Annotated in this window: 18 protein-coding genes; 4 read left to right on the top strand and 14 right to left on the bottom strand. The window is 64.4% G+C overall.

Going from position 1 to position 24,269, the window contains the following annotated elements:
- Window positions 1-18: 18 nt before the first annotated feature.
- From rplV to rpsL, 11 genes are all read right to left on the bottom strand, one after another.
- Window positions 19-399, bottom strand: coding sequence for a 50S ribosomal protein L22 (gene rplV / locus ACQR1L_RS14995; protein WP_015667616.1), 381 nt, complete (start codon window positions 397-399; stop codon window positions 19-21).
- A gap of 10 nt (window positions 400-409) precedes the next feature.
- Window positions 410-688, bottom strand: a complete 279-nt coding sequence (rpsS, locus tag ACQR1L_RS14990) for a 30S ribosomal protein S19 (RefSeq protein WP_008963465.1) — start codon at window positions 686-688, stop codon at window positions 410-412.
- 12 nt (window positions 689-700) lie between these two features.
- Entirely contained in the window at window positions 701-1,534 is an 834-nt protein-coding gene (gene rplB / locus ACQR1L_RS14985; protein ID WP_434858700.1) for a 50S ribosomal protein L2, read from the bottom strand.
- 12 nt (window positions 1,535-1,546) lie between these two features.
- Window positions 1,547-1,846: a 50S ribosomal protein L23 gene (locus ACQR1L_RS14980; RefSeq protein WP_008963463.1), complete on the bottom strand. Its 300-nt coding sequence runs from the start codon at window positions 1,844-1,846 to the stop codon at window positions 1,547-1,549.
- Complete coding sequence (gene rplD, locus ACQR1L_RS14975; RefSeq protein ID WP_006611839.1) at window positions 1,843-2,463, bottom strand: 50S ribosomal protein L4; 621 nt, start codon at window positions 2,461-2,463, stop codon at window positions 1,843-1,845. The genes ACQR1L_RS14980 and rplD overlap by 4 nt, the downstream gene beginning before the upstream one ends.
- On the bottom strand, window positions 2,464-3,183 hold the full coding sequence (rplC, locus tag ACQR1L_RS14970; RefSeq protein ID WP_006611838.1) for a 50S ribosomal protein L3: 720 nt from the start codon (window positions 3,181-3,183) through the stop codon (window positions 2,464-2,466).
- Window positions 3,184-3,240: 57 nt separating this feature from the next.
- Entirely contained in the window at window positions 3,241-3,549 is a 309-nt protein-coding gene (gene rpsJ / locus ACQR1L_RS14965; protein WP_002712302.1) for a 30S ribosomal protein S10, read from the bottom strand.
- Between the two features lie 87 nt (window positions 3,550-3,636).
- The gene (tuf, locus tag ACQR1L_RS14960) at window positions 3,637-4,827 is read right to left on the bottom strand and encodes an elongation factor Tu (RefSeq protein WP_434858699.1); all 1,191 of its coding nucleotides are present in this window, start codon (window positions 4,825-4,827) and stop codon (window positions 3,637-3,639) included.
- Window positions 4,828-4,866: 39 nt separating this feature from the next.
- Window positions 4,867-6,939: an elongation factor G gene (gene fusA, locus ACQR1L_RS14955; RefSeq protein WP_434858698.1), complete on the bottom strand. Its 2,073-nt coding sequence runs from the start codon at window positions 6,937-6,939 to the stop codon at window positions 4,867-4,869.
- Window positions 6,940-6,972: 33 nt separating this feature from the next.
- Entirely contained in the window at window positions 6,973-7,443 is a 471-nt protein-coding gene (gene rpsG, locus ACQR1L_RS14950; RefSeq protein WP_006611835.1) for a 30S ribosomal protein S7, read from the bottom strand.
- 42 nt (window positions 7,444-7,485) lie between these two features.
- Entirely contained in the window at window positions 7,486-7,857 is a 372-nt protein-coding gene (gene rpsL, locus ACQR1L_RS14945) for a 30S ribosomal protein S12 (protein ID WP_006611834.1), read from the bottom strand.
- 833 nt (window positions 7,858-8,690) lie between these two features.
- On the opposite strand from rpsL, the gene ACQR1L_RS14940 reads away from it, so the two are divergent.
- The 4 genes from ACQR1L_RS14940 to ACQR1L_RS14925 all read left to right on the top strand — a co-directional run bounded on the left by ACQR1L_RS14940 (window position 8,691) and on the right by ACQR1L_RS14925 (window position 15,169).
- Window positions 8,691-9,884 carry an FAD-dependent monooxygenase gene (locus ACQR1L_RS14940; protein WP_434858790.1) on the top strand — a complete coding sequence of 398 codons (1,194 nt, stop codon included), beginning with the start codon at window positions 8,691-8,693 and terminating at the stop codon, window positions 9,882-9,884.
- Between the two features lie 142 nt (window positions 9,885-10,026).
- The gene (locus tag ACQR1L_RS14935; RefSeq protein ID WP_434858697.1) at window positions 10,027-10,491 is read left to right on the top strand and encodes a hypothetical protein; all 465 of its coding nucleotides are present in this window, start codon (window positions 10,027-10,029) and stop codon (window positions 10,489-10,491) included.
- Window positions 10,481-11,605 carry a hypothetical protein gene (locus ACQR1L_RS14930; protein WP_434858696.1) on the top strand — a complete coding sequence of 375 codons (1,125 nt, stop codon included), beginning with the start codon at window positions 10,481-10,483 and terminating at the stop codon, window positions 11,603-11,605. Before ACQR1L_RS14935 ends, ACQR1L_RS14930 begins: the two co-directional genes overlap by 11 nt.
- A 213-nt stretch (window positions 11,606-11,818) precedes the next feature.
- A complete protein-coding gene (locus ACQR1L_RS14925; protein WP_434858695.1) occupies window positions 11,819-15,169 on the top strand; it encodes a DUF4132 domain-containing protein in 3,351 nt (1,116 codons plus the stop codon).
- Between the two features lie 160 nt (window positions 15,170-15,329).
- Here the strand turns inward: ACQR1L_RS14925 and ACQR1L_RS14920 are convergent, their stop codons facing one another.
- The 3 genes from ACQR1L_RS14920 to rpoC all read right to left on the bottom strand — a co-directional run bounded on the left by ACQR1L_RS14920 (window position 15,330) and on the right by rpoC (window position 24,223).
- A complete protein-coding gene (locus ACQR1L_RS14920) occupies window positions 15,330-17,417 on the bottom strand; it encodes an ABC transporter ATP-binding protein (RefSeq protein WP_434858694.1) in 2,088 nt (695 codons plus the stop codon).
- A gap of 203 nt (window positions 17,418-17,620) precedes the next feature.
- Window positions 17,621-19,684 carry an FAD-dependent oxidoreductase gene (locus ACQR1L_RS14915; protein ID WP_434858693.1) on the bottom strand — a complete coding sequence of 688 codons (2,064 nt, stop codon included), beginning with the start codon at window positions 19,682-19,684 and terminating at the stop codon, window positions 17,621-17,623.
- A gap of 339 nt (window positions 19,685-20,023) precedes the next feature.
- Complete coding sequence (rpoC, locus tag ACQR1L_RS14910) at window positions 20,024-24,223, bottom strand: DNA-directed RNA polymerase subunit beta' (RefSeq protein WP_434858692.1); 4,200 nt, start codon at window positions 24,221-24,223, stop codon at window positions 20,024-20,026.
- Window positions 24,224-24,269: the final 46 nt, after the last annotated feature.

Genomic DNA, 24,269 nt, shown 5'->3' with positions numbered 1-24,269 from the left:
TTCTCCCAGCGCCCGACTTTACGCGCTCGCCTCGACCTGACGAACAATGATCGTCAGCTGCGAGAACGGTTTGAAAACTCGGCCCGAACGGCCACGGCCGCGCGGCGAGAAACGCTTCATCACGATTCCCTTGCCGACGAAAGCCTGGGTGACGACCAGATCGTCGACCTCGAGCTCGTGGTTGTTCTCGGCGTTGGCGATCGCCGATTCCAGGCACTTCTTGACGTCGACCGCAATCCGCTTGCGCGAGAACTGCAGGTCGGCGAGGGCTGCCGACGCCTTGCGGCCGCGGATCATCTGCGCCACCAGGTTCAGCTTCTGCGGGCTCACCCGAAGCATCCGGGCCACAGCCTTGGCCTCGTTGTCGGGGAGGCTCCGTTCGCGCTTTGGTTTGCTCATCGCTTAATCCTCAAGCCTTCTTGGCTTTCTTATCGCCCGAATGGCCGTGGAAAGTGCGGGTCGGCGAGAACTCGCCGAACTTGTGGCCAACCATTTCCTCGTTGACCGCGACCGGCACGTGCTTCTGGCCGTTGTAGACGCCGAACGTCAGGCCGACGAACTGCGGCAGGATGGTCGAGCGGCGGCTCCAGATCTTGATGACGTCGTGACGGCCGGACGCGCGCGCCGCATCTGCCTTCTTGAGCAGCGACGCCTCGACGAACGGGCCTTTCCAGACTGAACGAACCATGTCCGTCGTTCCTTACTTCTTCCGCTTGTGGCGGCTCAAGAGAATGAATTTGTCGGTCGACTTGTTGGTGCGGGTCTTCTTGCCCTTGGTGGGCTTGCCCCACGGAGTGACCGGGTGACGACCGCCCGAGGTACGGCCTTCGCCGCCGCCGTGCGGATGGTCGATCGGGTTCATCGCGACACCGCGGTTGTGCGGGCGGCGGCCCATCCAACGCTTGCGGCCGGCCTTGCCGATCGAGGTGTTCATGTGGTCCGGGTTGGACACCGCACCGATGGTGCCGCGGCAACGGCCATGCACCAGGCGCTGTTCGCCCGAGTTCAGGCGGACGATCACGTAGTCCTGGTCGCGGCCGACGATCTGGGCGTAGGTGCCGGCCGAACGTGCGAGCTGGCCGCCCTTCCCGATCTTGACCTCGATGTTGTGGATGATCGTGCCGACCGGCATGTTGCCGAGCGGCATGACGTTGCCCGGCTTCACGTCGACATAGTTGCCGGCGACGATGGTGTCGCCGACGGCCAGGCGCTGCGGCGCCAGGATGTAGGCGAGCTCGCCGTCCTGATACTTGACCAGGGCGATGAAGGCCGTGCGGTTCGGATCGTACTCCAGGCGCTCGACGGTCGCGGGAACGTCGACCTTGTCGCGCTTGAAGTCGACCGTGCGGTACGACTGCTTGTGGCCGCCGCCGAGGAAGCGGACGGTGATGCGGCCGGTGTTGTTACGACCGCCGCTCGACTGCTTGCCTTCGGTCAGCGCCTTGACCGGCTTGCCCTTGTACAGGGCCGAACGATCGACCATCACCAGCTGGCGCTGGCCCGGCGTCGTGGGGTTGAATGTCTTCAGTGCCATGGCAGCTCAGCCTTACAGTCCGGTGGTCACGTCGATGCGGTGGCCCTCTTCGAGGGTCACGATCGCGCGCTTGCTGTCCGATTGCGAACCGAAATTGCCGCGGAACACCTTGGTCTTGCCCTTGCGGACGAGCGTATTCACGCTCCGGACCTTGACGTCGAACAGCTTCTCGATCGCTTCCTTGATCTGCGGCTTGGTCGCCTTGGCGGCCACCTTGAACAGAACCTTGTTCTGCTCCGAGGCAAAGGTCGCCTTCTCGGTCACGACAGGCGCGATGATGATGTCGTAGTGGCGCGGATCGATGGTCTTCATTTGAAGCGCGCCTCCAGCGCATCGATCGCCGCCTTGGTCAGCACGAGCTTCTGACGGCGCAGGATGTCGTAGACGTTGATGCCCTGGATCGGCAGCACGTCCAGGTTCGGGATGTTGCGGGCCGCCGCGGCGAAGCCGTTGTGCAGCTCGGCACCATCGATGATCAGCGCGTTGGTCAGGCCGAGACCGGAGAAGTGACCGATCAGCGCCTTGGTCTTCGCCGCCTCGAGGGTGGCGTTCTCCAAGACGACCAGATCACCGTCCTTGGCCTTGGCCGACAGCGCATGCTTCAGCGCCAGCGCACGGACCTTCTTCGGCAGGTCGGTCGCATGCGAGCGCACGACCGGACCGAAGGCGCGGCCACCGCCACGGAACTGCGGCACGCGGGCCGAGCCGTGACGAGCACCGCCGGTGCCCTTCTGCTTGTACATCTTCTTGCCGGTGCGCCAGATCTCGGCGCGGCCCTTGGCCTTGTGGGTGCCGGCCTGGCGCTTGTTGAGCTGCCACTGGACGCAGCGCTGGATGATGTCAGCGCGCGGCTCCAGACCGAAGATGGCGTCGGACAGCTGGACGGAGCCCGCTTCCTTGCCCTCGAGCGTGGTGACTTTCAGTTCCATTTATGCGCCCTCCTGCACGGCCGGCGCTTCGGCAGCCTGCTCACCCGCGACCTTGAACTTGCCGGGCTTCGGCGCTTCCTTCGGCAGCGGCTTCTTCACGGCGTCGCGCACCGAGATCCAGCCACCCTTGGAGCCGGGCACCGCGCCTTCGACCAGGATCAGGCCGCGCTCGACGTCCGTCTGCACCACACGCAGGTTCAGCGTGGTGATGCGGTCGACACCCATGTGACCGGGCATCTTCTTGTTCTTCCAGGTCTTGCCGGGGTCCTGACGGCCACCGGTCGAACCGATCGAACGATGCGAGATCGACACACCGTGCGTGGCGCGCAGACCGCCGAAGTTCCAGCGCTTCATGCCGCCGGCGAAGCCCTTACCGACCGAGGTGCCGGTGACGTCGACGAACTGGCCGACGACGAAGTGGTCGGCCTGGATCTCGGCGCCGACCGGGATCAGCGAGTCCTCGCTGACACGGAATTCGGCGAGCTTGCGCTTCGGCTCGACCTTGGCGACCGCGAACTGGCCGCGCTCCGCCTTCGGCATGTAGACCGTCTTGCGGCTGCCGCTGCCGAGCTGCAGCGCGACGTAGCCGTTCTTCTCGGTGGTACGGTGACCGACCACCTGGCAATTGCCGAGCTTCAGCACGGTCACGGGGATATGTTCGCCGGTCTCCGTGAAGACCCGCGTCATCCCGACCTTTTGTGCGATCACTCCGGAGCGCATCGGCGTGCTTCCTGTTCTTCTCTATGTCCGCGAAAAGGCGAACGTGAATCCAAAAACTTAGAGCTTGATCTCGACGTCGACGCCTGCGGCCAGATCGAGCTTCATGAGAGCATCGACGGTCTGCGGGGTCGGATCGACGATGTCGAGGAGGCGCTTGTGGGTGCGCATCTCGAACTGCTCGCGGCTCTTCTTGTCAACGTGCGGCGAACGGTTGACGGTGAACTTCTCGATGCGGGTCGGCAGCGGAATGGGTCCGCGAACCTGCGCGCCGGTCCGCTTCGCCGTGTTGACGATCTCGCGCGTCGACGTATCGAGGATGCGATGGTCAAACGCCTTGAGACGGATGCGGATATTTTGGCCGTTCATTGCCGTATCTTTCTGTGAGTAGTGAGTGGCGAGTAGCGAACGGCGAATGGATCACCATTCGCCACCCGCCATTCCCTATTCGTGTTGTTACTCGATGATCGAGGCGACGACGCCGGCGCCGACGGTGCGGCCGCCTTCACGGATGGCGAAGCGCAGCTTCTCTTCCATCGCGATCGGCACGATCAGGTGCACTTCCATCGCGATGTTGTCGCCCGGCATCACCATCTCGGTGCCTTCCGGCAGGTGAACGACGCCGGTCACGTCGGTCGTGCGGAAGTAGAACTGCGGACGATAGTTGGTGAAGAACGGGGTGTGACGGCCGCCCTCCTCCTTGGTGAGGATGTACGCCTCAGCCTTGAACTTGGTGTGCGGCTTGACCGAACCCGGCTTGCAGAGAACCTGGCCGCGCTCGACGTCCTCACGCTTGGTGCCGCGGAGCAGCGCACCGATGTTGTCGCCAGCCTGGCCCTGATCGAGCAGCTTGCGGAACATTTCGACGCCGGTGACGGTGGTCTTCTGGGTGGCGCGGATACCGACGATCTCGATTTCCTCACCGACCTTGATGATGCCGCGCTCGACACGACCGGTCACCACGGTGCCGCGGCCCGAGATCGAGAACACGTCTTCGACCGGCATCAGGAAGGGCTGGTCGATCGGACGCTCCGGCTGCGGAATGTACTCGTCGACATTGCGCATCAGCTCGAGGATGGCGTCGTGGCCGAGCTTCTTGTCCGAATCTTCGAGAGCGGCGAGCGCCGAGCCCTTGATGATCGGGATCTTGTCGCCCGGGAATTCGTACTTCGAGAGCAGCTCGCGAACCTCGAGCTCGACCAGCTCGAGCAGCTCCGGATCGTCGACCATGTCGCACTTGTTGAGGAACACGACCAGCGCGGGAACGCCGACCTGGCGGGCGAGCAGGATGTGCTCGCGGGTCTGCGGCATCGGGCCGTCAGCGGCCGACACGACCAGAATCGCGCCGTCCATCTGCGCAGCGCCGGTGATCATGTTCTTCACGTAGTCGGCGTGGCCGGGGCAGTCGACGTGCGCGTAGTGGCGGTTCTTGGTCTCGTACTCGACGTGCGCGGTCGAGATGGTGATGCCGCGGGCCTTCTCTTCCGGCGCCTTGTCGATCTGGTCGTAGGCAGTGAACGTCGCACCGCCCGTCTCGGCCAGGATCTTGGTGATTGCAGCGGTCAGCGAGGTCTTGCCGTGGTCGACGTGACCGATGGTGCCGATGTTGCAGTGGGGCTTGTTACGTTCAAACTTAGCTTTGGCCATTTGACTCTCCGTTCAGTCGCTAACTTGAGCTCGCGACAATCAGGCAAACTTCTTCTGGACTTCAGCCGACACGTTGGCCGGCGCTTCAGCGTAGTGCGAGAACTGCATCGTGAAGGTCGCGCGACCCTGGCTCATCGAGCGCAGGTTATTCACGTAACCGAACATGTTCATGAGCGGCACCATCGCGTTGATGACGTTGGCGTTGCCGCGCATGTCCTGGCCCTGGATCTGGCCACGACGCGAGTTGAGGTCGCCGATGACCGAGCCGGTGTAGTCTTCCGGGGTCACGACTTCGACCTTCATGATCGGCTCGAGCAGAACCGACTTGCCCTTCTGCAGCGCCTCGCGGAAAGCCGCGCGGGAGGCGATTTCGAAGGCCAGTGCCGACGAGTCGACGTCGTGATACTTGCCGTCGACCAGCGCCACCTTGACGTCGACCACGGGGAAGCCAGCGACCACGCCTGCGCCGAGCACGCTCTCGATGCCCTTTTCGACGCCCGGGATGTATTCCTTCGGAACCGCACCACCGACGATCTTGGACTCGAACACGTAGCCGCCGCCCGGCTCGTTCGGCTCGACCACGAGGCTCACGGCCGCGAACTGGCCGGTGCCGCCGGTCTGCTTCTTGTGGGTGTAGTCCACATTGGCCGGCTTGGTGATGCGCTCACGGAACGCCACCTGCGGCGCGCCGATGTTCGCATCGACCTTGTAGGTGCGCTTCAGGATGTCGACCTTGATGTCGAGATGGAGCTCGCCCATGCCCTTGAGGATGGTCTGGCCCGACTCGTGATCGGTCGACACGCGGAAGGACGGATCCTCCGCGGCGAGCTTCGCTAGCGCGATGCCTAGCTTCTCCTGGTCGGCCTTCGACTTCGGCTCGATAGCGATCTCGATGACCGGCTCCGGGAATTCCATCTTTTCCAGGATCACCTGGTTGTTCGGGTCGCACAGCGTGTCACCGGTGCGGGCTTCCTTGAGGCCGGCGAGAGCGACGATGTCGCCCGCATAGGCTTCCTTGATGTCCTCGCGGTTGTTCGCATGCATCAGCAGCATGCGGCCGATGCGCTCCTTCTTCTCGCGGGTCGAGTTCACGACGCCGGTGCCCGAGGTCAGGATGCCCGAATAGATGCGGCAGAAGGTGATGGTGCCGACGAACGGGTCGTCCATGATCTTGAACGCCAGCAGCGACAGCGGCTCCTTGTCGTCCGCCTTGCGCACGACCTCGTTGCCCTTGTCGTCGGTGCCCTTGATCGCGGGAACGTCGAGCGGCGACGGCAGATAGTCGACGACGGCGTCGAGCAGCGGCTGCACGCCCTTGTTCTTGAACGCCGAGCCGCACAGCACCGGATAGAACGCGCCCGAGAGCACGGCCTTGCGGATGAGACGCTTGAGGGTCGCCTCGTCCGGCTCGGTGCCTTCGAGATAGGCCGACATGGCGTCGTCGTCGAGCTCGACGGCGGCTTCCACCAGCTTCTCGCGATATTCCTTGGCCTGGTCGGCGAGGTCAGCGGGGATCTCGACATAGTCGAACTTCGCGCCGAGCGACTCGTCGTTCCAGACGATCGCCTTCATGGTCACGAGGTCGACGCAGCCCTTGAAGTTGTTCTCGGCGCCGATCGGCAGCTGGATCGCAACCGGCTTCGCGCCCAGGCGGTCGACGATGTCGGCCAGGCACTTGAAGAAGTCGGCACCGGTCTTGTCCATCTTGTTGGCGAAGACGATGCGCGGCACCTTGTACTTGTCGCCCTGGCGCCAGACGGTCTCGGTCTGCGGCTCGACGCCCTGGTTGGAGTCGAGCACGCACACGGCGCCGTCGAGCACGCGGAGCGAACGCTCGACCTCGATGGTGAAGTCGACGTGGCCGGGGGTGTCGATGATGTTCAGGCGCTTGCCGTTCCAGAACGCGGTGGTGGCAGCGGAAGTGATCGTGATGCCACGCTCCTGCTCCTGCTCCATCCAGTCCATCGTCGCGGCACCTTCGTGCACTTCGCCGATCTTGTGGCTCTTGCCGGTGTAATACAGGATGCGCTCGGTCGTCGTCGTCTTACCGGCGTCGATATGCGCCATGATACCGAAGTTACGATAGTCTTCGATGGCGTGTTGGCGGGGCATGGATCTGTTCCCTGATTTCCGTTCGGGCCGCTGTTACCAGCGGTAGTGCGAGAAGGCGCGGTTGGCTTCCGCCATCCGGTGCACGTCTTCACGCTTCTTCACGGCGTTACCCCGGTTGTTCGAGGCATCGAGCAGTTCCGCCGAAAGCCGCTCGGTCATGGTCTTCTCGTTGCGGTCGCGAGCGGCCGAGATCAGCCAGCGGATGCCCAGCGCCTGACGGCGGGTCGAGCGGACTTCGACGGGCACCTGGTAGGTCGCACCACCGACGCGGCGCGAACGCACTTCGATCGTCGGCATCACGTTTTCCAGCGCCTGCTCGAACACCGTCAGCGGGCTCTGCTTCGTCTTGGCCTCGATGATGCCGAACGCACCGTAGACGATTCCTTCGGCGACCGACTTCTTGCCGGCGTACATCACCGAGTTCATGAACTTGGTGACGATGATGTTCCCGAACTTCGGATCCGGAAGCACTTCACGCTTTTCGGCTGAATGGCGACGCGACATCTGATCTGTTCCCGCTTCTCTCGAACGTCTTAGTTAAGCGACTTACTTGGGCCGCTTCGCGCCGTACTTCGAACGACGCTGCTTACGGTTCTTGACGCCCTGGGTATCCAGCACGCCGCGGAGGATGTGGTAGCGCACGCCCGGCAAGTCCTTGACGCGGCCACCGCGGATCATGACCACCGAGTGCTCCTGGAGGTTATGGCCTTCACCCGGGATGTAGCCGATCACCTCGAAGCCGTTGGTCAGGCGCACCTTGGCAACCTTACGAAGCGCCGAGTTCGGCTTCTTCGGGGTCGTGGTGTAGACGCGCGTGCAAACACCACGCTTCTGCGGCGACTGCTGCAGCGCCGGCACCTTCTTGCGCGACTTCTGCACTTCGCGCGGATTTGCGATCAGCTGGTTGATCGTCGGCATCTTGGCCTTCACCCTTCTCAACGTTCGCACGGAAACCACCAGGGATTTCCGCAAATTCTGTTCGAGGTTCCCCGCCTCACCGGGCCGCCCAGCGCGACGAAAATCCGCGCAAAACGAAATCGCGCCAACCATTCATCGCTGAACGGAAAGCGCTTCACGCCACAGAGGACCGCGATCACCCTCCTCCAGCTTGCGCTGGCGGCGGCCTACCGAGGTCATGCATCCGAAATTGGTCTCAAGAGAACGAGCTCGAGAGATCTAAAATCGTTCTGGCATTGCCTAGCTATGATCGACAGCGTTTGAGCGGCATTCGTCGAGGTTGGTGCCCATTCTGCCCTGTAAGGGGCGGTCCGGGTGATCCGTACCGACGCTGGCGAAGCTCACCGCCTGTCGTTGAGTGCGCGCCTTTTATAAGCGGTAAATACCCAAGTCAAGCAAAACGACGCCGCAGGACGCGCAAACCAGCCGTTTCTATGTCGATGCCGGCCCCCCAGGGCCGGCGCGCGGCCGCCGGAACCGGCACAGCTTACCTATTCACTCAAATGGGCAGGTCAAGCCCCTGACGTTATTGGAGATTATGGTGCCGTAGGCTGGGCAAAGCGGCGGCCGGAGGCGGCAGCGTGCCCACCATCTCACCGCAGAGCATGACGCCCGATGGTGGGCACGGCGCCACGACCATCACGGGGGCGGGATTCAGCACGGCATCGCCTTTGCTCACCCTACCACTCCCCACGAATCTCCCCCCGTTCACCCTCCGCAACAATCTGAAACATCGCGGCTAAGGCTTTGTTCGGCTTTCGGAGCGAAGGATGGCGCTTCGACGAGGCGCCAAGGTGACCCACTATACCGACATCGCGATCATCGGCGGCGGGCTGGCCGGCTCGCTCACGGCGGCCATGCTCGGACGCGCCGGCATTGCGGCGATTCTCGTCGATCCCCACGAGGTTTACCCGCCGGACTTCCGAATCGAGAAGATCTCCGGCGCCGAGCAGATCGGACGGTTCCGGCGCACGGGAGCCGCGGACAAGGCGCTGCACCGGGCGACCCTGGCGGCCGAGAACTGGATCGCCCGATTCGGCTACGTCCTCGACAAGGCGCCGGTCCATCAATACGGCATCCTGTACGATGCGCTGGTGGCGGCCGTGCGCGAGGAGATCCCGGCGTCGGTCCTGCGAATCGTGGCCAAGGCCGTGGCGATCACGCCGAGCGACGATCGCCAATCGGTCGTGCTCTCCAACGGCGAGACGATCTCCGCCCGGCTGGTCGTGCTCGCCAATGGGCTGAACGTCGGCCTGCGGCATCAGCTGGGAATCACCCGGACGATCACGAGCGTCGCCCATTCGATCTCGGTCGGTTTCGACCTGGAGCCGGTCGGCCGTGCCGCCTTCCCTTTCCCCGCCATGACCTATTTCCAGGAACGGGCGAGCGCCCGCGTCCCCTACGTCACCCTGTTTCCGATCGGCGACCGCATGCGAGCGAATCTCTTCGCCTATCGCCCGATCGACGATCCCTGGCTGCGGGCGGTCCGGCGCAACCCGGCAGAGATCCTGGCGGCCGCCCTGCCCGGCCTCCGGCGGATCACCGGCGATTACGCCGTCAGCGGCGAGGTCAAGGTCCGGCCGGCCGATCTGACTGTCAATAGCGGCATCCGGATGCCGGGCGTGGTGCTGGTCGGAGACGCCTTTTGCACCACCTGCCCGGTGACGGGTACGGGCTCCGACAAGGTATTCACGGATGTCGAGCGCCTGTGCAACGTGCACATCCCGCGCTGGCTAGCCACCGACGGGATGAGCGAAGGCAAGATCGCCGCGTTCTACGACGATCCGGTCAAGATCGCCTGCGATGCGTGGTCGCTCGACAAGGCCTGGCGCTTCCGCGAAGTTTCGATCGGCACCGGCCCGTATTGGCTGGCGCAGCGCTGGGCGCGGTTTGCAGTCTCACTGGGCCGTGGCGTGCGGCACCGGATCGGCAGCAAAAGCGCGCCTCAAGCGGCCGCTTCGTCAGCCTCGCTGTCCTCGTCAGCCTGAGCAAAGGCGGCCGAGCACGAGCAGTCGGCCCATACGGGCGCGACATGATCCACCGCGAATCACACCGCATCGACACGGTTCCATTTCAGGTTGCTTAACGTCTCCCCGTCATTCTGCGGGGTACAGCAGCCGGGGAAGGCGCATGACTACAGTGCTGGGAGTTTATGACGCACAGCGGCCAGGCGCCGAGCGCGAGCTGCGCCACCGGCTCGCCCTGCCGAGGCAGCGGATCACGGCCCGCGACCTGATCCGCTGCCGCATCGAAGCGGACGTCGCCCTGCACAATACCGCTGAAAGCGCGCGTATCGAGGCGCGGATCGCTGCCGCCGATGACGACTTTGCCAGCGCCTGGCTGGTCAAGCCGGGCGAGGTCGAGCAGACCTTGAACGGCCCGCGCGGCGCCTATGGTCCCGGCGTTCCGGCTCGCAAGTCGCCGGTCGTGGTCAGGAGCGAGCCACTGGTTGCTACCGCGCTCGCCGCGTTCGCGCGCAGCGGCTTCTTCATGATCTTCGACGGCCGGCAGATCGAGGATCTCGACGAGGTGCTGACCGTCGAGCCGGACAGCGCAGTGACGTTCCTGCGCCTCGTCCCCCTGGTTGGCGGCTGAGCCCACAGCAGGAGCGACAATCCGAATGCCGCATTATCCGTACGACCGCTTCCTGTCCTTCCCGCCAGAGAAGGGCTTCGTCGCACTCGCGCGGCGCGCATGGCCCGCAGCGAGAATTCAGACCAAATGGACGAGCCTCAAATATCGCCTGTGGGGCTGGTGGAACCGCAACCGGTATGAGCCCCTGGTCCGCTTCGATCCCGTGAGCGGACAGCCGGTGCTCACCGGCGTTTCCGATAGCGTGAGTTATTGCCGAACACGTCACGGCCCCGCGGCCATCGAGTGGCGGATCGATCGAACGCGCCTGACGTGCGACTTCTCCCGGGCACGGCAGGTTCTCACCAAAACCGGCCGGCGCATCGAAACTCCCTACCCCCGACGACCGGATCCCTCAGGCGACGGCTGGATCTGGGGACGCTTCGAGATCACGGCGGACGATGTCGTCCTGATCGACGACGCCACGAGAAAGCCGACCTACAATCCCGACGCCGACCCCGAAGCGACCCGGCTCGAGAAGCTGCTCGCGACGTCGCCGCGGTTTCGGGCGGCGGTCGCCGACCGCGATTTTGCCGCCGTCGCTTTCCTGATGCTGACCCAGCTCGAATGGTTCAACGTCAGGGAGCCCGATGAGCTGCCGCCCTCGAGCGGAAGCACGGCAGACATGATCGCGGGTCTCCGCGATCGCGGTGAGATCTATACGGACTACAAGTTCGGCGTAGATATCCGCGGGATTTCGCAAGCCGACATCCATCGTCACTCCCTTGAGCTCCACGCGATCATGGCCGAATTGGGCTGGCGCACCCACACCGACGAGGAGCTTCGGCTCAAGGCGCGCGCCGACTTTGACAGCCGCGTGGCAGAGCGGATCGCGAACTGGAATAGCCTGGCTGAGCTGGAAGCCCGCGCCGCCAACACGCATGACTCCACCGGCCTCCGCTATGCCGAGATTCCGATGTCGATCTACGTCGGCGAAGAGGCCTGGGCCGCGCAGCTGCCGCAGGACGTGAAGCTGATGGTGTCCGAGGCGTATGCCCGGCGCGTGCGCGACCTGATCGCGACCAACCGCATCTCTCGCGACGAGTATCGAATACTGACAGGTCTGTTCTTCTGCTAGCCGCGGCGGGCGGCCTCCTGGCGTTGCACACTCGGTCGCGGCCGCCGTATCATCCGATTGGAGAAGGATTCTCCCATGACGCTGCTCGAGACATTGAAGCCGAAGGTGCGGACCCTGGCCGACTGGTCCCCCGAGCTTCCGCGCGAGGCGATCGACATCGACGCTCTGCTCGCCGATCTCAGGCCGACGGGCGTGGCGGCGCTCGACGGCGTGATGGCCGAGGCGCTCGACGGCGAGCGCGTGCCGTTCGTTTTCGACTACCAACGGGCCGGACGAATCGCCGACCTGCTGTCCGAGGCCGACAGGCTGCGCCTGCTGGGGCGCCTGTCGGAGGTCGCTGCGGCCGTCGGATTCATCGAGCTGACATGGCCCGATGCGATTGAGCAGAGCAAGGTTCGTGCATGGCTCCACCTGCTGGGGTCTGCCTTTTACTCGCTCGAGCGCAAGCCGCCTCGGCTCGACGACCAGACGGCTGCCATCCTGGCGCGCGCCGCGCGCATCAGCGCACCATTCCCGACGCACAAGAGCAGTCATCCCTTCAACTTGGCCGGCGTCCTGCTGGCCGGCCTGCCCGATCCCATGAGCGCCGCGCAGCGAGCGGCGCTGGAAGATGTTGCCGACCTCATCGATCGCTTTGCCTGGGGATCGCGGGACTATGCCAACGCCATCCGCGCGCTGGAGCCCGTGTATCATCGGCTGGGACGCCCGTTTTCCGACAGCGCTCTGCACGCGCGCCGAGAGCGGGCGAAGCAGAGGGCGCAGCTTGCAGTCGCTCATATTTGTCAGGACGTCCGTCCACCGCTCAAGGAGTGGATCGAGGCGCTTTGCCAGCTGCCTCGTGATGACGCGACGCTGACGATGCGAAACGCGTTTCCCGCACAGATATTGGCCTCATCCCCGGCGGAAAGAGCGGAGACCCTCTGCATGATGGTCGAGGCGAACCGCCGGCAGGAGGCACTCAAAACAGGACGCATCGCGGGCTTTCCTGTGTTTGGCGAATATACCAACTACGCATCGATCGGCAGCGTGACCGAAAGCGGCTCTCACCCGTTTGCGGATCTGCTTCGGGCGCTGGTCAAGACCAAGCTCGTAGCCAGCGACGCCGCGGCGGCCGCCATGCTCAATGCGATGCCGACGATCAAGGTCCTAGTAGACCTGCGGATCATCAACACCGCGATCGCAACGATCAAGGCCGGATCCGCTCCCCTCACCACGAAAGCGGCGCTTGCATGCCTTGCGTGGCTCGAGAAGAGGGATACGTGCTGGTCGCTCGCCAAGGACAAGTCCTTCAACGACCAAGCCGTACATCGTCTCAAGACCGCACTCGATCGGGTTGGCCGCGATGATGCTGCCGTGGCGCCACTGCTCTCGCGCCCGGTGCTGAAGGGCTGGGCCAACTCGGTGGTCTTTGAACAGGAGCTGATCACGTACTACAGCGACATCAGCGACCTGCGAAAATGTACGCATGAGGACGTCGCCTTCGTCGAGCACTACCTCCAGGGGCCGAAGCAACCGGAAAAGCCGTTTCGGGCGACAGAAGGAATGACACAGGAGGAGTTCGACGAAGGTTGGGCCATTAGTCGATGGCACAGATACAGTCGCCTGTTTCCGCCGCCGCTTTTGGAGCGCATGCGCAAGGTCGCGCAAATTCCGGCGGAGTATCTCGCGGCCTGGCAGGCGCTGCACGCTTGCGCCTACGAGCTGGAAGGCAAGAGTGCGCCATCGGCCAAGTGGCTGAAGGCCGCGCGTGAGTCGGTAGCGCATTTGAGCGAGGAGCAGAGGCTCGCTTTACTCATTGAGATACTCGACGTCCTGACGCCAGCGCAGGGATATCCAACGGACAATCTTGCCCGCGCCGTGATCTACGTCTCCGCAGACTGGGCGGCCGACTCCGTTGGCCCGCTCCTGACGCGCCATGCCCTGACTCAGTGCTTCGACACCATTCCCAATTGGGGCATGCGCAACGAGCGCCTCGGCAACGCCTGCCTGTGGGCCCTGATCCACATGCCCAGCGGCGGCGGCGTGCGCTATCTCGCCCGGCTGCTGTCGCGGATCAAATATCCGAAGGTGAAGAAGCGCATCGAGGCGGCGTTGAACGAGGCGGCCGCCGCCGCGGGGATGACCCGCCGCGAGCTCGACGAGCTCTCGGTCCCGACGCATGGCCTTGATGCGCAGGGCAGCGCCGAGATCGCCGTCGGAGACGGCGCGGCGCTGCTGGCGATCTCCGGCACGGCCTCGGTCGAGGTCACCTGGCGCGGGGCGAACGGCAAGATCTCCAAATCGATCCCGGCCGCGCTCAAGCCGCACAAGGACGAGATCAAGGCGGTCAAGGCGCTGGTCAAGGAGATCGAGGCCGATCTCTCGATCCAGCCGCAACGGCTGCAGCGGCTGTGGCTCGATGACGCCAGGTGGACCGCCGAGATCTGGCAGCAGCGCTATGCAGAGCATCCGCTGCTCGGCGCGCTGAGCCGCAGGCTGATCTGGAACGTGCACCGCGGCGACCAGCGCGTGGCCGCGCTGTGGTCCGGCGGCCGCATGATCGACGTCGATGGCGCGCCGGTTGCGATCGACGGCGCCGAGATCACCCTGTGGCATCCGGTCGGCTGCCCGGTCGCGGAGGTCATGGCCTGGCGGGCACGACTCGGCGCGCTCGACCTCACGCAGCCGTTCAAGCAGGCGCATCGGGAGGTCTATCTCGTCACCGACGCCGAGCGGCGCACGGCCACCTATTCCAACCGCTTTGCCGGACACATCGTCAAGCAGCACCAGCTGATGGCGCTGGCGCGCCTAAATGGCTGGATGGTGACGCATCGCATCTGGGCCGACACGCCGAACGACCAGCCGACTCACATCGTGCTGCCGCGACATGGCCTGGTCGCCGAGTTCTGGACGGCGGGTGCCGGCGGCGACGATCCAGAGGTCTCGGACGGGCAGGCCTACCTGTACCTCACGACCGACCAGCTGCGCTTCTACCGGGTCGCGGCCCCTGCCGGCGAGGCCGTCATGTCCGCCCGCGGGCCGGAAAGGGGAGCCGCCGTCGACATCGCGGATGTCCCCCCGCTGGTTTTGTCCGAGGTGATGCGGCATTGCGACCTGTTCGTCAGCGTCGCCTCCGTGGCGAACGATCCGACCTGGGCCGACGGCGGCGGGGCCGCGGAACACCCCAGCCAATGGCGTCGCACGGCCGGCGCCGCCTATTGGCAGAGACAGGCCTTCGGCGATCTCGGCGCGATGGCGGAGATGCGCCGTGCGTTGCTGGAGACGCTGCTGCCGAGCCTTGCCGTCGGCAAGGTGTCACGGATCATCGACGGCAAATACCTGCATGTGCAAGGCAGGCTGAACGCCTACAAGATCCATGTCGGCTCGGCCAACATCCTGATCGAGCCGACCGATCACTATCTTTGCATCGTGCCGGCCTCTGCGGGAGCGAGCGATCTGCGGCTGCCGTTCGAAGGCGACTCCATGCTGTCGGTCATCCTGTCGAAGGCCGTCATGCTCGCGGCCGACGATGAGATCTCCGATCCGACGATCCTGAGCCAGCTCAGAGTGGCAACGGGCGCGTAGTCCGGGCGTGCGCAGCCCCCCGGGGCCACTCGTCTTGCACATCGCGCCTCGCATCGAGGCCCCAACTCCCGCCGCGTCAATGCAAGCGTAGCAGGACTGCGCTCGCAATGACGGTGGAGAGACCGGCCGGTGACAAATCCCGCTCACGCGGGTGACGGGACTAGTTCTCGTCCTCGTCCTCATCCTCCTCGAGGTCGTCGTCGTCCTCGTCATCATCATCGTCGCCATCGTCGTCGACCTGGTCCTGCCGGCTCGGCTGATGGCCCTGGTCGTCCCAGAGCTTGCGATAGGTGCCGTTCTTGGCGAGCAGCTCGGCGTGGCTGCCGCGCTCGATGGCGCGGCCGCCGGAGATGACGATGATCTCGTCCATCTCGACCACCGAGGTCAGGCGGTGCGTCGACCAGATCATGGTGCGGCCCTTGGAGACCTTCAGCAGCGTGCGGTTGATCGCGGCTTCCGTGGTCTGGTCGAGCGCCGACGTCGCTTCGTCCAGCAGCAGCACGGACGGATTGCGGATGATGGCGCGGGCGATCGCGATGCGCTGGCGCTGGCCGCCCGACAGGGTGTCGCCGCGCTCGCCGACCAGGGTGTCGTATTTCTGCGGCAGGCTCATGATGTAGCGGTGGATCTCGGCCTTCTTGGCCGCCTCTTCCACCTCCTCGTCGGTCGCGCCCTCCTTGCCGAGCCGGATGTTCTCGCGGAGCGACATGTTGAACAGCATGTTCTCCTGGAACACGACGGCCATGCTGCCGCGGAGCGAATCGCGCGTGACCTTCCGAATGTCGACACCGTCGATGGTGACCCGGCCCTCGTCCGGCACGTAGAGCCGCAGGATCAGGTTCAGCAGCGTGCTCTTGCCGGATCCGGAGGGGCCGACGATGGCGATGCGCTTGCCGACATCGAGCTTGAGGCTGAGATTGTCCAGTACCGGGGTCTGGCTGCCCTCGTACTGGAAGCTGACGCGCTCGAAGGTGATGTCATGGCTGATGCGCGGCAGGTCCGGCGCGCCCGGCCGGTCGGCGCCACGCGTCGGTTCGTCCAGCAGCTCCTGCATGTGACGGATCGCGGCGGCGGAGGAGATCGAGACCGGGACGAAGTGCATGACATGGGCGATATTGTAGGACACCTCCCAGAACGCGCTCTCGAAGGTGACGAAGGTGCCGACCGTGATCTGGCCCTTGGTCGCGAGATAGGCGCCGATCGCGAGCACCACCAAATGCAGCAGCAGCACCGCGATGGTCACGGTGCGCTCGACCATGGTCGAGAGGAACATCGCGTCAGCGATCTTCCGCCGCGCCTCGTCATTGCGGAAGGTGAACCAGCCGAAAACCTTGCGATGCAGGCTGAAGGCCTTGATCACCGCTTGCGCTGCGATGTTCTCCTGGATGACACCGAGCAGCGAGGCCTCGTTGAGCTTCTGCTCGTAATTGGCCTGGACCGCCTTGGGCGTCAGGATGCGCGGGCCGATCAGGGTGATCGGGAACACCAGCAGCGCAATCGCGGCGAGCTGCCAGTTGAGGAACAGCATCAGGATGATGCCGGCGATGAGCTCGAGCAGCGGCAGCGCGGCGCTGTTGGCGAAGGTCTTCACCACGCCCTCGAACGCCGACATGTCGACCGAGAAGCGCGACAGGATCTCGCCGCGCTTGGTGCGCTGGAAATACGCCGCCGGCAGGTTCTGCACGTGGTCGAACAGCCGGCTGCGGACGTCGGAGATGATGCAGGCCGCCAGCCGCGCGTCCCAGCGCTCGTACAGCACGGCGACGATCGAGGTGAAGATGCCGGCGACCGCGAGCACGCCGAGGATGCGGTAGAGCGCCTCGAAATCCTCCTCGCCGAGCGCGTCGTCGATCAGGAACTTGAGGCTGAGCGGCATGATGACGTTGAACAGCGTCTCGATCAGCACGCCGATCGTGACGAAGGCCAGCATCTTCTTGTATTTGCCGAGCAGCGGCGAGACGAAACCGTAGATCGTGGCGAGCGCGCCGGCGGCCTCGCGGGCCGTATAGACGACCAGGTCCTCGTCGTCGTCATCGTCGTCGAGATCGAGGCCGGCCTCGTCGCCGTCCTCCTCGTCCTCATCATCCTCGTCGTTGATCGGCGCCTTGTCGCTCGCCAATGGCTTGGCCGTTCCGGCTTTCGGAACCGCAGAGCCGGCCTTGGCCGCGGCCCGCTTGTCCAGCTCATCAGCAGGTTCGGCTGCCGACCTGGACTTGGGATCTCCCGGCACTGATGATTTGGGCGACATTCAACGAACCGGTCCTGCACGGCCAGCATGACCGTAACGGATGAAAGCGGCTCGGCTTTATCATCTGCGAAAGTCGGCCGCCAGCATTCTCGCGACACGGCGCCGCACCCTGGCCGACCACGGCCCGGCCCTGTCGCGCAATCGGCACAGTCGGCGACTTTTCAGCCCGGCCGACGCGCCAGGCCACGGCATGCCGGCCGGTGCTAGTCCTCGTCGTCCTCGACCTTGTCGAAGAACGAGTAGCGCAGGCTGTCGGCGTCGGCATACCACTGGCCGGGACCCTTGTTGGCGGCCAGGGTCGCCGCCCACACCTCGTCGGTGCAGTCGCGCCTGTGCATCGCCAGATCGAAGCCGTTGCCGAAAAACAGCTCCGACCACTCCCACCAGGTGCCGAGCTTCTTCACCCCGCGCAGCAGGTCGTAGCGGTCGACCAGCGCCGGCGCCATGTCCGAGGTGATCGAGCCGAACACCAGGCCGGTCTTGACCACGCGGTTGAGCTCGCGAATCGCGCGCGCGACCTGCTTGTCGCCGAGATGGCAGAGGCTGGTCTCAAATACGAAATCGAACTCGCCGCGCTTGAACGGCAGGTCGGCGATCGAGCCGAGCTTGTTGTATTTCTTGAGCGCCTTCGGCGTCTTGCCGTGGATGTAGCGGTTGTTCTCGATGCCCCAGGCATCGATGCCGCGGTCGCGCAGCGCACCGACCAGTTCGCCGCTCGCGGAGCCGGCGACGAGCAGCTTGTAGCCTTTGCCCTTGCTCTTGTTCCAGACGATCTTGATCAGGCTGAGCAGGTAGTCGGGATCGGTGAACTGCGACCACGCTTCGCTGTACGGCCCCTGCCCGCGATAATTGTCGAAATAGTCGCGGTCGATCTTGTCTGACAGCGGCTTCTCGGCCTGCGACCTGGCGCGGCGCAGCCGCATCATCTCGGTCAGGATGATGTCGGTCGCGGCATCCGAGGAATCGAGCAGCCCGTTGAGGGTCGAATCGAACAGATAGTCGCCGACGACCACGATCCCCGGATGCTCCTTCGGCTCGGGGCGGTGATTGGTCATGACGTCGCGCACCGGCAGGCCGCCGGGCAGCGCGTTGACCGACGACAGCCAGCGATGGATCTTGCCTTCCATGAAATGCGCCCTGGAATCGCCGAGCGCCGCCGGCAGCGACTTCAGCGCGGCATCGATCAGTTCCTGGTCGGACAGATTGGCGAACGCCAGCGCATCGGAACCTGCGATCAGCCAGTTCAACACGCCGTGCTTGCCGACGTCGTGGCGCGAGCCCTCGTTGTAGATGCAGCAGCCGCCGAAGGCTTCCGACATGAACCAGGAGCCCGGGATCTTGTCGCCCCAGAACGGGGAATCGAACAGGATCGAGACGCGCAGGTAGTGCGCGGGGCGATCGAAATAGGCGACGTGCTTGACCATCGACTGGCGCAGCTTCTCGCCGTCCCAGCCGACCGTCGACAGCCAGGAATGCGGCAGGCAGACTAGCACGAGATCGAACTCGCGCGTCTCCGGGCCCTTGCCGTTCATCATGTTGAGGCGGTAGCGGCCCTGCTCGGTCTTGCCGATGCGCAGCACGCGGTGATTGAGCTGGATGTCGGCATCGACCTCGGAGCGGAGGCACTCGATCAGCTGCTCATTGCCGTTCTGGATCGAATACAGACCGATGTAGTCGTCGATATCCATCACGAAGTTCTTGAGCGCGTTGAGGCCGTTGGTGTTGTGGGCCTCGGTCGCGATGTCGGAACGCGACATCACCTTGAAGAAGCGCTTGGCGGTGGGATCCTCGACCTCCTCGTCGAGCAGTTCCTCGCAGGTCTTGTAGGCCCAGGGATGCTCGTTGTCGTGGGCGCCGACGCCCTCGTAATATTCGACCGGCGACATCACCTCCGAGCAGCGCTTGCGGAACGCTTCGACGGCAGCGGCGGTCTTCGGTCCGTATTTGCGGCGCAGGCCGGGAACGTCATCGAGCAGCTCGCCGTCGAGCTGCACCTGCAACGCATCCATCGGAATCGTCTGCAGGCCGAAATGCTGGATCAGCTCGCGCAGCGGATCGGGGCCGGTCATCGAGTAGTCGTAGATCTCGGCGACACCGGCCTCGTACATCGCAGGCGCCGAGTCGAACTTGCGCGTGACGATCTTGCCGCCGAGCCGGTCCGATGCCTCGAAGATCGTCACCTTGCAGAGATCGCCGAGCTTCCGCCTGAGATACCAGGCGCTCATCAGGCCGCCCGGACCGCCACCAACAATCGCAAGGTCAAGCATCGAAGTTCCGCCATCTCCGGCTGTCTGCAGCAGCGCCGGTCGTCCGTGTCACGGGTCCTGCCACCCTCGGGGCTCGATCGGCCATAGCCTACCCGGCCCGCGCAGGGTTTGCGCCCGAGCAAATCGGCGCATCGCCACGCGCGGTGGACGGACATCAGCTCAGCGGATCTGAGCCTCCCAGAAGCGCCTTTGTGCCTGAAGGGAAGATGAACAACGGGGCAGTAGCGCGGCAACAGGAGAAGATCTTGTCAAAAAAAGGCCGGCAAGCGCCGGCCTTTTCTCTGGTCGATGAACGAGCGGCAGCACCTGACACCGTCAGGGGCTGCCGCAACGTTCCGTTTACTCTGCGGGCGGCAGCGCCAGCGGCTGCGGCTCGGGCTGCGACGGCACGATCGCCGCCTGCTTCTCGCGCTCGTCGAGAATCAGCTTGTCGCGCTTGAGAGCGACCTCGCGGATGCGGGCCATGGAGGCGCCGGTGCCGGCCGGAATCAGGCGGCCGACGATGACGTTCTCCTTGAGACCCTCGAGCGGATCGATCTTGCCGTTGACCGCCGCCTCGGTGAGGACGCGGGTGGTCTCCTGGAACGACGCCGCCGAGAAGAACGACCGCGTCTGCAGGCTCGCCTTGGTGATGCCGAGCAGAACCGGATTGCCGGTGGCGGGCTTCTTGCCCTCCTCCTGCGCCTTCGCGTTCAGCAGATCGAACTCGATCTTGTCGACCTGTTCGCCCGAGATCATGTCGGTGTCGCCCTGGTCGGTGACCTCGATCTTCTGCAGCATCTGACGAACAATCACCTCGATGTGCTTGTCGTTGATGAGCACGCCCTGGAGCCGGTAGACCTCCTGGATCTCGTTGACCAGATAGGCCGCGAGTTCCTCGATGCCCTTGATCGCCAGGATGTCGTGCGGCGCCGGGTTGCCTTCGACGATGAAGTCACCCTTCTCGACGATGTCGCCATCCTGCAGATGGATGTGCTTGCCCTTCGGGATCAGGTACTCGCGCGGCTCCTCGGTCTTGTCGACCGGCTCGATCGAGATGCGACGCTTGTTCTTGTAGTCGCGGCCGAACCGGATGGTGCCGGCGATCTCAGCGATGATCGCGGCATCCTTCGGCTTGCGCGCTTCGAACAGCTCCGCCACCCGCGGCAGACCGCCGGTGATGTCGCGCGTCTTGGCGCTCTCTGTCGAGATACGCGCCAGGATGTCGCCCGGCTTCACCGTCGCCCCGACGTCGACCGACAGAATCGCGTCGACCGACAGCATGTAGCGGGCATCACCGCCACGGGCGAGCTTGAGCACCTTGCCGTCCTTGCCCTTGATCACGATCGCCGGACGCAGATCCGCGCCACCGCGCGTTCCACGCCAGTCGATGACCACGCGCTTGGCGATACCGGTGGACTCGTCGAGCGTTTCCGAGATCGATAGACCTTCGGTCAGATCCTCGAACCCGATCGTGCCCTCCGCTTCCGTGAGGATCGGGCGGGTGTAAGGATCCCACTCGGCGATGCGCTGGCCGCGCTTGATCATGTCGCCGTCGTCGACATGCATGCGCGAGCCGTACTGGATACGGTGCGTCGCACGCTCGGTGCCGTCGGGGTCGACGATCGTCACGACCATGTTGCGGACCATCGCGATCAGGTGACCTTCGCTGTTGCGAGCGATCGCCTTGTTGCGGATGACCACCTTGCCTTCGAAGTTCGATTCCACGAAGGACTGCTCGTTGAGCTGCGCCGCACCGCCGATGTGGAAGGTGCGCATCGTCAGCTGGGTGCCGGGCTCACCGATCGACTGCGCGGCGATGACGCCGACAGCCTCACCGTGGTTGACCGGCGTACCGCGCGCGAGGTCGCGGCCGTAGCACATCTTGCAGATGCCGTTGACGAGCTCACAGGTGAGCGCCGAACGGATCTTCACCTCCTGCACGCCAGCCTGCTGGATGGCGTCGATGTGGCTCTCCTCCATCAGGGTGCCGGCCTTGACCAGCACGGCATTGGTGGCGGGATCGCGCACGTCGTCGCAGGGCACGCGACCCAGGATGCGCGAGCCGAGCGAGGCCACCAGCGTGCCGGCGTCGACGATCGCACGCATCTTGATGCCGAGATGGGTGCCGCAATCGTCCTGCGTGATGATGCAGTCCTGCGCGACGTCCACCAGACGACGGGTGAGGTAACCCGAGTTCGCGGTCTTCAACGCGGTGTCCGCGAGACCCTTGCGGGCGCCGTGGGTCGAGTTGAAGTACTCGAGAACCGAGAGGCCTTCCTTGAAGTTCGAGATGATCGGCGTCTCGATGATCTCACCCGACGGCTTGGCCATCAGCCCGCGCATGCCGGCGAGCTGACGCATCTGGGCCGGCGAACCACGCGCACCGGAGTGCGACATCATGTAGATCGAGTTGATGTCGGCATCGGCGCCCGTCGCCGTCTTCTTGGTGACGGAGATCTCCTTCATCATCTCCTTGGCGATCTCTTCCGAGGCCTTCGACCAGGCGTCGACGACCTTGTTGTACTTCTCGCCATGGGTGATCAGGCCGTCATTGTACTGCTGCTCGAAATCCTTCGCCAGCGTACGCGTCGTGTCGACGATCTTCCACTTGCCCGCCGGCACGACCATGTCGTCCTTGCCGAACGAGATGCCCGCCTTGAAGGCGTTGTAGAAGCCGAGCGCCATGATGCGGTCGCAGAAGATCACCGTCTCCTTCTGGCCGCAGTGACGATAGACCTGATCGATGACGCCCGAGATCTCGCGCTTGGTCATCAGCTTGTTGATGATCTCGAAGGTCACGCGCGGGTGCCTCGGCAGCAGGTTGCCGAGCATGACGCGGCCCGCGGTGGTTTCGATCCAGCGCTTGGCGATCTTGCCTTCCTCGTTCATCCCCTCCCAGCGATACTTGATCTTGCTGTGGAGATGGATGGCCTTGGCGTGCAGCGCATGCTCGAGCTCGGCCATGTTGCCGAACGTCATGCCCTGGCCGGGCATGCCTTCGCGCATGATCGAGACGTAGTACAGGCCGAGCACGATGTCCTGCGACGGCACGATGATCGGCTGGCCGTTCGCGGGATGCAGGATGTTGTTGGTCGACATCATCAGGACGCGCGCTTCCAGCTGCGCTTCGAGCGACAGCGGAACGTGCACGGCCATCTGGTCGCCGTCGAAGTCGGCGTTGAAGGCCGAGCAGACCAGCGGATGCAGCTGGATCGCCTTGCCCTCGATCAGCACCGGCTCGAACGCCTGAATGCCGAGGCGATGCAGCGTCGGCGCGCGGTTCAAGAGCACCGGATGCTCGCGGATGACCTCGTCCAGGATGTCCCAGACCTCCGGGCGCTCCTTCTCGACCAGCTTCTTGGCCTGCTTGACGGTGGTCGACAGGCCCTTGGCGTCCAGTCGCGAGTAGATGAACGGCTTGAACAGCTCGAGCGCCATCTTCTTCGGCAGGCCGCACTGATGCAGGCGCAGCTCGGGACCGACCACGATGACCGAACGGCCGGAGTAGTCGACGCGCTTGCCGAGCAGGTTCTGGCGGAAGCGCCCCTGCTTGCCCTTCAGCATGTCGGCGAGCGACTTCAGCGGACGCTTGTTGGCGCCGGTGATGACGCGGCCGCGACGGCCGTTGTCGAACAGCGCATCCACCGCCTCCTGAAGCATGCGCTTCTCGTTGCGGATGATGATGTCCGGCGCGCGCAGCTCCATCAGCCGCTTCAGGCGGTTGTTGCGGTTGATGACGCGGCGGTAGAGGTCGTTGAGGTCGGAGGTCGCGAAGCGGCCGCCATCGAGCGGCACCAGCGGACGCAGGTCCGGCGGGATCACCGGCACGACGGTCATGATCATCCATTCCGGCTTGTTGCCGGAGTGGCGGAAGGCCTCGACGATCTTCAGGCGCTTGGCGAGCTTCTTGTGCTTGATGTCGGAGTCGGTCTCCTGCATCTCGGCACGCAGCGTCTGCTCGAGCTTCTCCAGCTCGAGGCCGCGCAGCAGCTCACGGATGGCCTCGGCGCCGATCATGGCGGTGAAGCTGTCCTGGCCGTATTCGTCCTGCGCCTTGAGGTACTCGTCCTCGGACAGCAGCTGACGGTCCTTGAGCGCGGTGAGACCCGGCTCCAGGACGACGTAATATTCGAAGTACAGGATCCGCTCGAGATCCTTCAGCGTCATGTCCAGCAAGAGGCCGATGCGCGACGGCAGCGACTTCAGGAACCAGATGTGCGCGACGGGAGCGGCGAGCTCGATGTGGCCCATGCGCTCGCGCCGGACGCGCGACAGGGTCACCTCGACCGAGCACTTCTCGCAGATGATGCCCTTGTACTTCATCCGCTTGTACTTGCCGCACAAGCACTCGTAGTCCTTGATCGGCCCGAAGATGCGGGCGCAGAACAGGCCGTCGCGCTCCGGCTTGAAGGTGCGGTAGTTGATCGTTTCCGGCTTCTTGATCTCGCCGTAGGACCAGGACAGAATCTTTTCCGGCGACGCGATCGAGATGCGGATCTGGTCGAAGACCTGAGCCGGCGTCGTCGGGTTGAAGAGATTCATAATTTCTTGGTTCATCGTATTCTCCTCGCGGACCGATCGGGGGTCAGCCGCAAATTCGAAA

Source organism: Bradyrhizobium sp. HKCCYLR20261, assembly GCF_051168435.1.
In the GTDB taxonomy this organism is placed as follows: Bacteria; Pseudomonadota; Alphaproteobacteria; order Rhizobiales; family Xanthobacteraceae; genus Bradyrhizobium.
Note: the sequence above shows the minus strand (reverse complement) of the source record. Positions and strands in the feature narration are given on the sequence as shown.